Origin of the sequence: Pseudomonas antarctica (assembly GCF_001647715.1) — a bacterium.
Classification (GTDB): domain Bacteria; phylum Pseudomonadota; class Gammaproteobacteria; order Pseudomonadales; family Pseudomonadaceae; genus Aquipseudomonas; species Aquipseudomonas antarctica_A.
The window spans coordinates 5,909,840-5,923,965 of sequence record NZ_CP015600.1; the positions used below are offsets into that span (position 1 = coordinate 5,909,840).

The window sequence follows — 14,126 nt, forward strand, 5'->3', positions numbered from 1 at the left end:
AATGCTTATGCCGCGCTGAACAGTTTGTGCGGATCAATCACAAACTTCTTCGGCACGCCCGCATCAAACTCGCCGTACCCACGCGGCGCGTCATCCAGGCTGATGACTTCGACGCCGACGATATCGGCAATATGAATGCGGTCCCACATGATCGCCTGCATCAGCTGGCGGTTGTACTTCATCACCGGGGTTTGGCCGGTGTGGAAGCTGTGGGATTTAGCCCAGCCCAGACCGAAGCGAATGCTCAGGCTGCCCATTTTCGCGGCGGCGTCGACGGCGCCCGGGTCTTCGGTCACGTACAAGCCTGGAATGCCGATTTTGCCTGCCACACGCACCACGCCCATCAGCGAGTTGAGCACGGTGGCCGGGGCTTCGGCCTTGGCGCCGTCATGCCCGTGGCCACGCGCTTCGAAGCCCACGCAGTCAACGGCGCAGTCCACTTCCGGCTCGCCCAGCAGGGCGGCGATCTGTTCGTGCAGCGGGGTGTCGGTGGACAGGTCAACCACTTCAAACCCTTGCGCCTTGGCATGGGCCAGGCGGATAGAGTTGACGTCGCCGATGATCACGACCGCCGCGCCGAGCAGGCGTGCGGACGCCGCAGCGGCCAGGCCGACCGGGCCGGCACCCGCAATGTAAACGGTACTGCCCGGGCCGACGCCAGCAGTGACGGCACCGTGGTAACCCGTCGGGAGAATGTCGGAAAGGCAGGTCAGGTCGCGGATTTTCTCCATGGCCTTGTCGCGGTCCGGCAGTTTCAGCAGGTTGAAGTCGGCGTACGGCACCAGCACGTATTCGGCTTGGCCGCCGGTCCAGTCGCCCATGTCGACGTAGCCGTAGGCGCCACCGGCACGGGCCGGGTTGACGGTCAGGCACACGCCGGTGTGTTGCTCTTTGCAGGAGCGGCAGCGGCCGCACGCCACGTTGAACGGCACCGAGACCAGGTCGCCGATTTTCAGGTTCTCGACATCGCTGCCCTTTTCGATCACTTCGCCGGTGATTTCATGCCCCAGTACCAGGCCGGTCTGGGCAGTGGTGCGGCCGCGCACCATGTGTTGGTCGGAGCCGCAGATGTTGGTGGAGACCACGCGCAGGATGACGCCGTGTTCAATCTTCCTGCCACGGGGGTCCTGCATTTTGGGATAGTCGATTTTCTGTACTTCGACCTTGCCGTTGCCGAGATACACGACACCACGATTACCAGACATGCTTTCACCTCGCTGTTGTTTTTATGGAACCGCGTTGCCCAGGCAGGCAGCGCGTAAAGTGCTCGGGTACAGATGCTGTTTGTGCGTTGTTGCTGATGGCCTCATCGCGGGCAAGCCCGCTCCCACCTTTTGATTTGTGAACACATTCAAATGTGGGAGCTGGCTTGCCTGCGATAGCGATCTAAAGAACGACGGTGCGATTGGCGTTCAAGAACACCCGCCGCTCTATGTGATACCCAACGGCCCGGGCCAGTGTCAGCCCTTCGATATCACGCCCCTTGGCAATCAGGTCCTCGGGATAATGGCTGTGGTCCACCACCTCCACGCCCTGGGCGATGATCGGGCCTTCATCCAGGTCGTTGTTGATGTAATGCGCCGTGGCGCCGACCAGTTTCACGCCCTTGTTGTAGGCCTGGTGATACGGCTTGGCGCCCTTGAACCCCGGCAACAACGAGTGGTGGATGTTGATCGCCTTGCCATCGAGCTTGCGGCACAGCTCCGGCGACAGCACTTGCATGTAGCGCGCAAGAATCACCAGTTCCGCACCGGTCTCTTCAATCACTTGCCACACCTGACGCTCCTGGGACGGTTTGTCGTTGGGGTCGAGGGGGAAATGGTAGTAGGGAATCTGGTGCCAGTCGGCCAACGGCTTGAGATCGGGATGGTTGGACACCACCGCGACCACGTCCATGGACAGTTGGCCGATACGCTGGCGGTACAGCAGGTCGTTCAGGCAGTGATCGGCCTTGGAAACCATGATCACCACTTTTGGCCGGTAGTTCGGCGCCGTCAGTTCGAAGATCATGCCAAAGGCTTCGCCGCGAGTGGCCAGGCCATCGCGGAAAGCCTGCTCGTCGAAACCGTCGGGCTGGCGGAATTCCACGCGAATAAAAAACCGGCCCGAGAGGCGGTCATCGAACGAATGGTGTTCGGTGACGTAGCAGCCCTGCTCGAACAGGTAGCGGGTGACCGCGTCCACCGTGCCGAGCACGCTGGGGCAGTCGGCAGTCAAAATCCATGTATCGGGTGCACGGCTCATCGGTCACTCCTCAGGCTTGAACGTTCAGGCCAAATTCGGCTGACGCATCCTGCAGCCACAACCACCAGTAATCCGAGAAGCTGCGACGAATCAGCAGTTCCCAGGTGTCTTCGGCGGTATGGCGGATCACCAGTTGCGACTTGGCGAACACCGTGCCCACCGCCTTGCCCACCGGGAAATTGTTCGGGTGCACGTCGTAGCTGGTGGACTTCATCAGCACGTCGCGCACATTCGGGCCGCTGAGTTCGAGGATCTGCTGGCCGCCGCTGACGTTGACGATCTGGATATGCAGGTCGCCCAGGGCAGCCCGCAGGTTTTGCTCGGCAGCGAACTCTTCACCGCTCGGCACAACCAGCAGCCATTCATCCGGGCCAAGCCATTGCAGGCTGGTTTCGCCTTTGACGATCACCTGCAGGGCGGCTGGAAGCTCGATGCCGAGGGCTTTGTGCACGCCGGCAGCGAAGGCCGCGTCATGGCCATCGCCACGAATCGTCAGGTGGCCGAGGAGTTTCTTTTCGCGCACGGTCACGCCGGCGTTCTTGCGGCCCTTGCCGACCAGGCTGGCGAGGTCGGCATGGTGCAGCGACGACTCGGCCTTGGCGCCGGTGGTTGGGCGTTGTTGGTATACGTTGGCTGCTGTCATAAAGCACCTGTCTGAATTCTGTTGTGCGGCTACTGGCCTCATCGGGGGCAAGCCCCCTCCCACAGGGGAATGCATTTCAAAATGTGGGAGGGGGCTTGCCTGCGCTGCAGGCGCCTCGGTCTATCAGATGTTCTGCCGCTCGCCTTTCGGGTCAAAGAACACCGAAGACACAATTTCCGCCTCGATCACGCTGCCATCCGCTTGCGGTGAGAACACGCGCTCGCCGATGCGCTTCAAGCCGCCCTTGACCACCGCCATCGCAAACGAATAGCCGAGGGAGTTGTGGGCATAGCTTGAGGTGACGTGGCCGACCATCCTCATCGGAATCGTCTGCTTCGGATCGAACACCAGCTGCGCGCCTTCCGGCAGCCATACGTTCGGATCAATCGGCTTGAGCCCGACCAGCTGCTTACGCTCTTCGCGCACGCAGTCTTCACGGTTCATCCCGCGCCAGCCGATCCACGAGAACGGCTTGGTGCGGCCTACACACCAACCCATGTTCAGGTCGTCCGGGGTCATCGAGCCGTCGGTGTCCTGGCCGACGATGATGAAGCCCTTCTCGGCGCGCAGTACGTGCATGGTTTCGGTGCCGTACGGCGTCAGGTTGTACTTCTTTCCGGCTTCGACAATCTGTTCCAGCACGCCCATGGCGTAGTCGGCCTGCACGTTGACTTCGTACGACAGCTCACCGGTAAACGAGATACGGAACACCCGTGCCGGCACGCCGCCGACCAAGCCTTCTTTCCAGGTCATGAACGGGAAACCGTCCTTGTCCAAGTCGATATCGGTCACTTCGCTCAGCAACTTGCGGCTGTTGGGGCCGGACAGGGTCATGGTTGCCCAGTGGTCGGTGACCGAGGTGAAGTACACCTTGAGGTCCGGCCATTCGGTCTGTTGGTAGATTTCCAGCCACTGCAGCACGCGCGCTGCGCCGCCGGTGGTGGTGGTCATCAGGAAGTGGTTGTCGGCGATGCAGGCGGTGACGCCGTCATCGAAAACCATGCCGTCTTCCTTGCACATCAGGCCGTAGCGCGCCTTGCCCACGTCGAGCTTGGTCCAGGCGTTGCTGTAGATGCGGTTGAGGAATTCACGGGCATCCGGGCCCTGAATGTCGATCTTGCCGAGGGTGGACGCATCCAGCAGGCCGACGCTGTCGCGCACGGCCAGGCATTCGCGTTTCACCGCAGCGTGCAGGTCTTCACCGTTGCGCGGGAAGTACCAGGGGCGTTTCCACTGGCCGACGTCTTCAAACTCGGCGCCGTTTTTCACGTGCCAGGCTTGCAGCGCGGTGTAGCGCACCGGTTCAAAGATGTGCCCACAGTGGCGGCCCGCAACGGCGCCGAAGGTGACCGGCGTGTAGTTCGGGCGGAACATGGTGGTGCCCATCTGCGGGATGGTCACGTTCAACGAGCGCGCGGCAATCGCCAGGCCGTTGACGTTACCCAGCTTGCCCTGGTCGGTGCCAAAACCCAGCGCGGTGTAGCGTTTGACGTGCTCGACCGACTCGAAACCTTCACGGGTGGCGAGTTCGATGGCGGCAGCGGTCACGTCGTTTTGCAGGTCGACAAATTGCTTCGGCGCCCGTGCAGTGGCTTTTTCGTGAGGCACCTGGAACAGCGCCAGCGTCGGCTCTTCCAGACGGCTCAAGGCTTTTGGCAGCGTGCCTTGCACGGGCGCGAAACCGGCTTCGCTGGCTGCGCGCACGCCGCCTTCAAAACCATCCGCCAGGGAATCGCCAAGGCCGTACACGCCGTTGATACCACCGACGCACACGCGTTTTTGTGGTGCTTCGCCCGGTACAAAACCGAGGATATCTTCACGCCAGGTCGGCTTGCCGCCCAAGTGCGAGGCCAAGTGAACAACCGGGCTGTAGCCGCCGGAGCTGGCGACCAGGTCGCACTCCAGCCACTCGCCGGGGCTGGTGACTTTATGCGCTTTCACATCGATGGCTGCGACACGAGCACCCGTCACATGCTTGCTGCCACGGGCTTCGATCACGGCACTGCCGGTGAGGATGCGAATGCCTTTGGCACGGGCTTCTTCCACCAGAGCGCCGCGTGGGTTATGGCGAGCATCGGCCACCGCTACAACCGCAAGGCCTGCATCAAACCAGTCCAGTGCCACGCGGTAGGCGTGGTCGTTGTTGGTCGACAGCACCAGTTTTTTGCCGGGTGCCACGCCATAGCGGCGCACGTAAGTGGAGACTGCGCCGGCGAGCATGTTGCCCGGCACGTCGTTGTTGCCGTACACCAGCGGGCGCTCGCACGCACCGGTCGCCAGCACCACACGCTTGGCGCGCACACGGTGGATACGCTGACGCACCACACCAATCGGCGCGCGGTCACCGAGGTGGTCGGTGAGGCGTTCGTGAATGGTCAGGAAGTTATGGTCGTGGTAACCGTTGACGGTGGCGCGAGGCAACAGCAGCACGTCCGGCAGGGAGTTGAGCTCGGCGATCACACTGGCGACCCACTCGGTGGCCGGTTTGCCGTCGAGGCTTTCGCGGGAATCAAGCAGCGAACCACCAAACTCTTCCTGCTCGTCCGCGATGATCACTCGCGCACCGCTGCGCGCAGCCGCCAGGGCGGCCGACAGACCGGCAGGGCCGGCGCCGACAATCAGCACGTCGCAGTGACGGTTCATGTTGTCGTAGGTGTCCGGGTCGTTCTCGGTCGGCGAGCGACCAAGGCCTGCGGCCTTGCGGATGTACTTCTCGTAGGTCATCCAGAACGATTGCGGGTACATGAAGGTTTTGTAGTAGAAGCCCGGCGGCATCAGCTTGCCGCCGACCTTGCCGAGAATACCCATCATGTCGTTGTTCACGCTTGGCCAGCCATTGGTGCTGGTGGCGACAAGGCCTTGGTACAGCGCCTGTTGCGTGGCGCGCACGTTGGGAATCTGGGTGGCTTCGGTGGCGCCGATCTGCAGCACCGCGTTCGGCTCTTCGGCGCCGGCGGCAAAGATGCCGCGTGGGCGCGAGTATTTGAAGCTGCGACCGATGATGTCGACGCCGTTGGCCAGCAGGGCAGCGGCCAGGGTGTCGCCTTCAAAGCCTTTGTAGCTTTGGCCGTTGAAGGTAAACGTCAGGACTTTATTACGGTCGATGCGGCCACCGTTGGACAGGCGATTGATCTGGCTCATACCTTCTCTCCAGAGGCCTTGGCGGTGAATTGCGGCTTCTCGCCGATCTTGTAGGTTTCAAGAATTTCGTAGGTCACGGTGTCGCGCGTGGCGTTGAAATACTGGCGGCAACCGGCGGCGTGAATCCACAGCTCGTGGTGCAGGCCACGCGGGTTATCGCGAAAGAACATGTAGTCGCCCCACTGTTCGTCGGTGCAGGCGTTCGGGTCCAGCGGGCGCGGGATGTGCGCTTGGCCGGACGCGTGGAATTCCTCTTCGGAGCGCAGTTCGCCACAGTGAGGACAGAAGATATGCAACATAGGGGATTTCTCCTGTTAGTGGGCGACGGCCGCAGCGCCGTGTTCATCGATCAACGCACCGTTGTGGAAACGGTCGATGGAGAAAGGTGCAGCCAACGGGTGCATTTCACCCTTGGCGAGGCTGGCGGCAAACACGTTGCCTGAGCCCGGCGTGGCCTTGAAGCCACCGGTGCCCCAACCGCAGTTGAAGAACATGTTCGGCACCGGGGTTTTGGAGATGATCGGGCAGGCGTCCGGCGTGGTGTCGACGATGCCGCCCCACTGACGGTTCATGCGCACACGCGACAGCACTGGGAACATCTCGACGATGGCCTGGATGGTGTGTTCGATCACCGGGTACGAGCCGCGCTGGCCGTAGCCGTTGTAGCCGTCGATACCGGCGCCAATCACCAGGTCGCCCTTGTCGGACTGGCTGATGTAGCCGTGCACGGCGTTGGACATGATCACGCTGTCGATAATCGGCTTGATCGGCTCCGACACCAGGGCTTGCAGCGGGTGGGATTCAATCGGCAAGCGGAAGCCCGCCAGCGAAGCCATGTGCCCGGAGTTACCGGCCGTCACCACACCGACGCGCTTGGCGCCGATAAAGCCTTTATTGGTTTCCACGCCGATGCACACGCCGTTTTCCTTGCGGAAACCGATCACTTCGGTCTGCTGGATCAAGTCCACACCGAGTGCGTCAGCAGCGCGGGCAAAGCCCCAGGCCACGGCATCGTGACGGGCCACGCCGCCGCGCCGTTGCACGGTGGCGCCGAGTACCGGGTAGCGGGTGTTTTTTGAGCAGTCGAGGTACGGGATCTCATCGGCGACTTGTTTGGCGTTGAGCAGTTCGCCGTCCACGCCGTTGAGGCGGTTGGCGCTGACGCGGCGCTCGGAATCACGAATGTCTTGCAGGGTGTGGCACAGGTTATAGACGCCACGCTGGGAAAACATCACGTTGTAGTTCAGGTCCTGGGACAGGCCTTCCCATAGTTTCATCGCGTGTTCGTAAAGGTGCGCAGACTCGTCCCAGAGGTAGTTGGAACGCACGATGGTGGTGTTGCGCGCGGTGTTACCGCCGCCCAGCCAGCCTTTTTCGACCACGGCCACGTTGGTGATGCCGTGCTCTTTGGCCAGGTAATAGGCGGTCGCCAGACCATGCCCGCCGCCGCCGACGATGACCACGTCGTAGACCTTTTTAGGGGTCGGCGTGCGCCACATCTTCTGCCAGTTTTCGTGGTGGCTGAGTGAGTGCTTGAAGAGGCCGAAGCCCGAGTAGCGTTGCATAGTCATTACTCCAAAACCGCGCTCAGCGATAAACCGGGAAATCAGCGCACAGGGCAGACACGTGCTTGGCCACGTTGGCCTCGACATCGGCGTCGCCGAGGTTGTCGAGGATGTCGCAGATCCAGCCGGCCAACTCGATGCACTGCGGTACTTTGAAGCCACGTGTGGTCACCGCCGGGGTGCCGATACGCAGGCCCGAGGTCACGAACGGCGACTGCGGGTCATTCGGCACGGCGTTCTTGTTGACGGTGATGTGGGCGCGACCGAGGGCAGCGTCCGCCTCTTTGCCGGTGAGGCCCTGGCGAATCAGGCTGACCAGGAACAGGTGGTTATCGGTACCGCCGGAGACAACATCGTAGCCACGTTTGATAAACACGCCGGCCATGGCCTGGGCGTTGTCGATCACTTGTTGCTGGTACACCTTGAAACCTGGCTCCGCCGCTTCCTTGAAGCACACCGCCTTGCCGGCGATGACATGCATCAGCGGGCCGCCCTGAGCGCCTGGGAACACCGCAGAGTTGAGTTTCTTTTCAATTTCTTCGTTGGCCTTGGCCAGGATCAAACCGCCACGTGGACCGCGCAGGGTCTTGTGGGTGGTGGTGGTGACCACGTCGGCGTAAGGCAGCGGGTTCGGGTACAAACCAGCGGCCACCAGGCCGGCGACGTGGGCCATGTCGACGAACAGCAGCGCGCCGACCTTGTCGGCAATCGCACGAAAGCGTGGGAAATCCAGGGTTTTGGAGTAGGCGGAGAAACCGGCCACCACCATCTTCGGCTTGTGCTCGACCGCCAGACGCTCAACTTCGTCGTAGTCGATCAGGCCGGTGTCGGTGTTGATGCCGTATTGCACCGCGTTGTACAGCTTGCCCGACGACGACACTTTGGCGCCGTGGGTCAGGTGGCCGCCGTGGGCCAGGCTCATGCCGAGGATGGTGTCGCCAGCATTGATCAGCGCCAGGTACACCGCGCTGTTGGCGGACGAACCGGAGTGTGGCTGCACGTTGGCGTAATCGGCACCGAACAGCTGCTTGGCGCGCTCGATGGCCAGGGCTTCAACCTTGTCCACGTGCTCGCAGCCACCGTAGTAGCGCTTGCCCGGGTAACCTTCGGCGTATTTGTTGGTGAGGCCGCTGCCTTGCGCTTCCATCACACGTTTGCTGGTGTAGTTCTCTGACGCGATCAGCTCGATATGATCTTCCTGACGCTGCTCCTCGGCATTCATCGCCGCCAACAGTGCGTCGTCATATCCCTGGATCTGGTCTTTTTTGCTGAACATCGCGTCTCTCCCAGCCTTTCGTATTGTTAAGGCCCGTGCAGGGCCCTTTGATGCGATGGTAGGGCTGGCGCCGGTAGATCAAATGCCTACGGACGCCACGCAAAGGTGCGTTTACGACATTGCCGGAACAACACCGAATAAATGTGGAAGCAGGCTTGTGTGGGAGCTGGCTTGCCTGCGATGCAGACACCTCGGTGTATCAGTTGCATTGGGGTGATGCAATCGCAGGCAAGCCAGCTCCGACAGGGGTTAGGCGATAATCTGTCGGACGATTAGCAGCATCAAAAAATGCAGTGGATACAAGCTATATGCCCAGCGCCGCATGGCGGGTGGAGACACATGCCTGGCATGACGCACTAAGACCAACCCCGCCAATGGCGCGATCAGGCAAGTGGCCAATCCCAAAAGCGCCACGGGCGTGCCGCTGTTGAGCAGGATCTGCCATTGGTTGGCAGCCACACAGACCAAACCCGGTAACAAGCTGAAATACCATGGGCGGCTGAACACCAGCAGCATTGCCAACGGCAGCAAGACACCGAAAAAGCCGAACATCAGGTGCGTGGAAAACACCGCGCCCATCGCGACGGCGATCAGCGCCAAACCTCGATCAAAAAGCGCCTTCTGCTGCCATCCTCGGGCAACGAGCAGGCCCAGCACCAGGGTCGGCAAGACGTTTAATGTATCGGCATCGTCGATAAACATTCGGTACGGCACTTCGCTGATCACACTGAACAGTAACAGCCAGCCCAGGTAGCGCCACTGGCCGGTCACGGGCGCAAGCCGGACCCGGCGCACATTGGCCGCAATCGCCAGGCAAAACCAGGGAAACGCCAGCCGGCCTGGCACATACAGGCCATCGAGGCTCAAACCGACATAACGCAAGTGATCCAACACCATGCTCAGCAGCGCCAGCCACTTGAGCAAATCCAGGGCGCCATCCCGGACGCGTCCGACAGGAATCGTTTCAGTACCGTGCATAATTCCCCAGTGACTTTGCATTTACAGTGCGTGCGCACCCTGGACAATCTTGGTTACAGTGCGCACCAACATCGACCACAGGAATGGGCCATGACCGACAAGAGCCAACAATTCGCCAGCGACAACTATTCCGGCATCTGCCCGGAAGCCTGGGCCGCCATGGAACAAGCCAACCAGGGCCATCAACGCGCCTACGGCGATGATGAATGGACCCACCGCGCCGCCGACGGATTCCGTCACTTGTTCGAAACCGACTGCGAGGTATTCTTCGCTTTCAACGGCACAGCCGCCAACTCCCTGGCACTGTCCTCGCTGTGCCAGAGCTACCATAGCGTGATTTGCTCGGAAACCGCCCACGTTGAAACCGACGAATGCGGCGCGCCGGAGTTTTTCTCCAATGGTTCCAAGCTCCTTACCGCTCGCACCGAAAACGGCAAGCTGACCCCGGAATCGATCCGCGAAATCGCCCTCAAGCGCCAGGACATCCACTACCCCAAGCCCCGCGTGGTGACCCTGACCCAGGCCACTGAAGTCGGCAGTGTGTACACCCCGGAAGAAATCCGCGCGATCAGCGTCACCTGCAAGGAACTGGGCCTGAACCTGCACATGGACGGCGCGCGCTTCGCCAATGCCTGCGCGTTCCTCGGTTGCTCCCCGGCCGACCTGACCTGGAAAGCCGGTGTGGACGTGCTGTGCTTTGGCGGTACGAAAAACGGCATGGCGGTGGGTGAAGCGATCCTGTTCTTCAACCATAAGCTGGCCGAAGACTTCGATTACCGCTGCAAACAGGCCGGCCAGCTGGCGTCGAAAATGCGCTTCCTCTCGGCACCCTGGGTGGGCCTGCTGGAAAACGACGCCTGGCTCAAACACGCACGCCACGCCAACCACTGCGCACAACTGCTGAGCAGCCTGGTGGCGGATATTCCCGGCGTGGAATTGATGTTCCCGGTGCAGGCCAACGGCGTGTTCCTGCAACTCTCGGAAGCGGCCATCGAAGCCTTGACGGCCAAGGGCTGGCGCTTCTACACCTTCATCGGCAAAGGTGGCGCACGGTTCATGTGTGCGTGGGATACCGAGGAAGAGCGTGTAAGAGAATTAGCCGCGGATATTCGCCAAGTGATGGGCGCCTAAGCGCGACGAATACTGGCGGATTGCCGAGACTGTTATCTGGTGTTTCCGACAGCATACGACTGCATTTTCATCGACTAGCCTCTTGGAACCCGAAAGGAAAAAGCCGCAGCAGCGGCCTCCTTTCGGGAATACCTGCCTGCCGAATAATCGGCCGGAAACGGAAATCCAGCAGAGGGTTAGACCATGGAAGTTCAATGCTACGCCATGAACGCACGCCAAGAAGGCAGTCTCAGCAACACATTCGTAAGCTGGGACGAGTTCAGGAAGCTTGCGAAAGTCGGTGACACCATCAGGGAGCCTTCGAGAACCCTGACCATCTATGAAAAAGTCTATGAACTGACAGCCTCCGGTGATCAGTTCGCCATTCAGCTCTACGCCCGCTAAGCACTAAGGACTGCGTCGGAGACTCATGACCTCCGACGCGGGACTGACTCACCTGTTGATCAGTGGTGAGCGCGCGGCTAATCAGAACTCAATACGCACATCGCCCTTCGGCACGCTGCAGCACGACAAAATGTAGCCTTCGGCTTCGTCTTCCTCGGTAATCCCGCCGTTGTGGTCCATCTCGACCTCACCGCCCAGCTTCATCACCTTGCACGTCCCGCAGATGCCCATGCCGCAAGCCTTGGGAATCAGCAGGCCAAGTTTGGCCGCAGCGGCGTGGACGGTTTCGCCCGGCGCCACACGAATGCTTTTGCCTGAGGCAATGAACTCCACCTGGTGCAGATCCGCCAAGTCGACTTCCGGTGCATCGGCAGCCTGTTCGGCTTGTTCCACTGCGTCGGCACGGGCTTCCGGCGGCGTGGCACCAAAGGACTCCTCGTGATAACGCGCCATGTCAAAGCCCGCCGCTTCCAGCAAGCGTTTCACCGCACTCATGTACGGCGTAGGGCCGCAGCAGAAGACTTCGCGCTCCAGGAAGTCCGGCACCATCAGCTCGAGCATTTTGTGGTTCAGGTAGCCGCGATAACCGGCCCAGGGTTCGCCCAGGCCGTGCTTTTCGCAGATCAGGTGCAGGCTGAAGTTGTCGATCCGCGACGCCATGTGCTCCAGCTCGCGGTGGTAGATGATGTCTTTGGGCGAGCGGGCACTGTGAACAAAGGTCATGTCGACATTGGCGTTGGTGTCGTAGAACCAACGGGCCATGGACATCACCGGCGTGATGCCGACGCCACCGCTGAGGTACAACACTTTCGGGCTCGGGAAGTCGATGGCATTGAACAGCCCGACCGGCCCGTGCACCGCCAACTCCTGACCTTCATGCAGCGTGTCGTGCAACCAGTTGGAGACACGCCCGCCCGGCACGCGCTTGATCGTCACCGAGAAGCTGTAAGGCACCGACGGTGAACTGGAAATGGTGTAGGAGCGCATGATCGGCTGGCCTTCGATTTCCAGCTCCAGGGTGACGAATTGCCCAGGCTTGAAGAAGAACAGGATCGGCTGGTCGGCCATGAAGCAGAACGTGCGCACGTCCCAGGTTTCCTGGATGACTTTGACGCAACGGACGATGTGCCGACCATTGGCCCAGGTCTGGGTCGTTACCGGATTCAGGAAGTTGTTGGACATGCTGTTCTCCACCGCCGATATTCGGCCTTATGGTGGCGATTCTGCGTAACGCGAGAACCACCCATTTACCTATCTGCGACATTCACATACTTATCGCGACCAGCCCCCATACCACGGGGCTTGCGCGTCGGGATCAGAGTGGGCCATGTCGCTCATGGATAAGGTTCTGGTATTCACCGGCCCCACACTCGCTCCCAACAAAGACGCTTTCTTTACGCCTTGCACTGCAATAACCGTAGCCACTTTCGCCGGCCACACAGAATGGCCATGAGGACACACACGATGGACGTCACCGCAACCTTAAGCTTGGGCGATCCGCTGGAACCCGCACGCAAGGCCACCGCGCAAATGCTGCAAGAGCGTGAGCGCACCTTTTCGCTGCCGCAGCCGTTTTACTCTGATGAGCGGTTGTTTGATATCGACATGCAGGAGATCTTCCAGAAAGAGTGGTTGATCGCCGGCATGACCTGCGAGATCCCCACCAAGGGCAACTACCTGACCCTGCAAGTGGGCAAGAACCCGATCATCGTGATCCGTGGCGTCGAAGGCGTGGTGCATGCGTTCCACAACGTGTGCCGCCACCGTGGCTCGCGCTTGTGCACCAGCGAAAAAGGCAAGGTCGCCAAACTGGTCTGCCACTACCACCAGTGGACCTACGAGCTGGACGGCCGTCTGTTGTTCGCCGGTACCGAGATGGGCGCCGACTTCGACATGAAGCAGTACGGCCTCAAACCGGTGAACGTGAAGACCGCCGGCGGCTATATCTTCATCAGCCTGGCAGAGAATCCACCGGCTATTGATGACTTCCTGTCGACGCTGAACCATTACATGGAACCGTACGACATGGAGAACACCAAGGTGGCGATTACCACCACCTTGTTTGAAAAAGCCAACTGGAAGCTGGTGCTGGAAAACAACCGCGAGTGCTACCACTGCAACGCGTCGCACCCGGAACTGCTGAAAACCCTGCTGGAATGGGACGACGTTACCGACCCGCGCGCCGACCAGGCCTTCAAGGACCACGTCGCCGCTTCGGCCGCTGCCTGGGACGCCGAGAAAATCCCTTACGCCCACGCCAGCTTCGGCCTGCGTAACCGTATCGTGCGCATGCCGCTGCTCAAGGGCACCGTGTCGATGACCCTCGACGGCAAGCAAGGCTGCAAGAAGTTGATGGGCCGCATCAAGAACCCGGACCTGGGCTCGATGCGCATCCTGCACCTGCCGCATTCGTGGAACCACTGCATGGGCGACCACATCATCGTGTTCACCGTGTGGCCGATCAGTGCCCAGGAAACCATGGTCACCACCAAGTGGATCGTGCACAAGGACGCCGTGGAAGGCGTGGACTACGACGTGGACCGCATGCGCCAGGTCTGGGACGCCACCAACGATCAGGACCGTCGCCTGGCCGAAGAGAACCAGCGTGGGATCAACTCCACCGCTTACCAACCAGGGCCGTACTCCAAGACGTATGAGTTCGGCGTGGTGAACTTTGTGGATTGGTACAGCGAGCGGTTGCTGAGCAACCTGGGGGCTGCGCCGGCGCCTTATCTGAAAGGCGTTGCCGTACACGAGTAATGGG

At 60.9% G+C, this 14,126-nt stretch carries 12 protein-coding genes; 3 read left to right on the forward strand and 9 right to left on the reverse strand.

Translation table 11 applies throughout. The annotated features are described in order from the left end of the window. Window positions 1-5 precede the first annotated feature (5 nt). The 8 genes from fdhA to A7J50_RS26925 form a co-directional block, all read right to left on the reverse strand. Window positions 6-1,205, reverse strand: a complete 1,200-nt coding sequence (gene fdhA, locus A7J50_RS26890) for a formaldehyde dehydrogenase, glutathione-independent (RefSeq protein WP_048722231.1) — start codon at window positions 1,203-1,205, stop codon at window positions 6-8. Window positions 1,206-1,386: 181 nt separating this feature from the next. Next, entirely contained in the window at window positions 1,387-2,244 is an 858-nt protein-coding gene (purU, locus tag A7J50_RS26895; protein ID WP_032883972.1) for a formyltetrahydrofolate deformylase, read from the reverse strand. 10 nt (window positions 2,245-2,254) lie between these two features. Next, window positions 2,255-2,887 carry a sarcosine oxidase subunit gamma gene (locus A7J50_RS26900; protein WP_064454445.1) on the reverse strand — a complete coding sequence of 211 codons (633 nt, stop codon included), beginning with the start codon at window positions 2,885-2,887 and terminating at the stop codon, window positions 2,255-2,257. A gap of 123 nt (window positions 2,888-3,010) precedes the next feature. Next, window positions 3,011-6,028, reverse strand: coding sequence for a sarcosine oxidase subunit alpha (locus A7J50_RS26905; protein ID WP_064454446.1), 3,018 nt, complete (start codon window positions 6,026-6,028; stop codon window positions 3,011-3,013). After that, a complete protein-coding gene (locus A7J50_RS26910) occupies window positions 6,025-6,327 on the reverse strand; it encodes a sarcosine oxidase subunit delta (protein WP_003194855.1) in 303 nt (100 codons plus the stop codon). The genes A7J50_RS26905 and A7J50_RS26910 overlap by 4 nt, the downstream gene beginning before the upstream one ends. A 15-nt stretch (window positions 6,328-6,342) precedes the next feature. Beyond that, window positions 6,343-7,593, reverse strand: a complete 1,251-nt coding sequence (locus A7J50_RS26915) for a sarcosine oxidase subunit beta (protein ID WP_010207084.1) — start codon at window positions 7,591-7,593, stop codon at window positions 6,343-6,345. A gap of 22 nt (window positions 7,594-7,615) precedes the next feature. Beyond that, window positions 7,616-8,869 carry a serine hydroxymethyltransferase gene (glyA, locus tag A7J50_RS26920; protein ID WP_064454447.1) on the reverse strand — a complete coding sequence of 418 codons (1,254 nt, stop codon included), beginning with the start codon at window positions 8,867-8,869 and terminating at the stop codon, window positions 7,616-7,618. Window positions 8,870-9,118: 249 nt separating this feature from the next. Further along, window positions 9,119-9,847, reverse strand: coding sequence for a TraX family protein (locus A7J50_RS26925; RefSeq protein ID WP_064454448.1), 729 nt, complete (start codon window positions 9,845-9,847; stop codon window positions 9,119-9,121). 90 nt (window positions 9,848-9,937) lie between these two features. Between A7J50_RS26925 and A7J50_RS26930 the strand changes: the two genes are divergently transcribed. Both A7J50_RS26930 and A7J50_RS26935 read left to right on the forward strand, forming a co-directional pair. Beyond that, complete coding sequence (locus tag A7J50_RS26930) at window positions 9,938-10,978, forward strand: threonine aldolase family protein (RefSeq protein ID WP_064454449.1); 1,041 nt, start codon at window positions 9,938-9,940, stop codon at window positions 10,976-10,978. A 183-nt stretch (window positions 10,979-11,161) separates the two neighbouring features. Further along, window positions 11,162-11,362, forward strand: a complete 201-nt coding sequence (locus tag A7J50_RS26935; protein WP_064454450.1) for a hypothetical protein — start codon at window positions 11,162-11,164, stop codon at window positions 11,360-11,362. Window positions 11,363-11,443: 81 nt separating this feature from the next. On the opposite strand, the gene gbcB is transcribed toward A7J50_RS26935, so the two are convergent. Further along, entirely contained in the window at window positions 11,444-12,544 is a 1,101-nt protein-coding gene (gbcB, locus tag A7J50_RS26940) for a glycine-betaine demethylase subunit GbcB (RefSeq protein WP_064454451.1), read from the reverse strand. 282 nt (window positions 12,545-12,826) lie between these two features. Between gbcB and gbcA the strand changes: the two genes are divergently transcribed. Beyond that, window positions 12,827-14,122, forward strand: coding sequence for a glycine-betaine demethylase subunit GbcA (gbcA, locus tag A7J50_RS26945; protein WP_064454452.1), 1,296 nt, complete (start codon window positions 12,827-12,829; stop codon window positions 14,120-14,122). The last annotated feature ends 4 nt before the right edge of the window (window positions 14,123-14,126 follow it).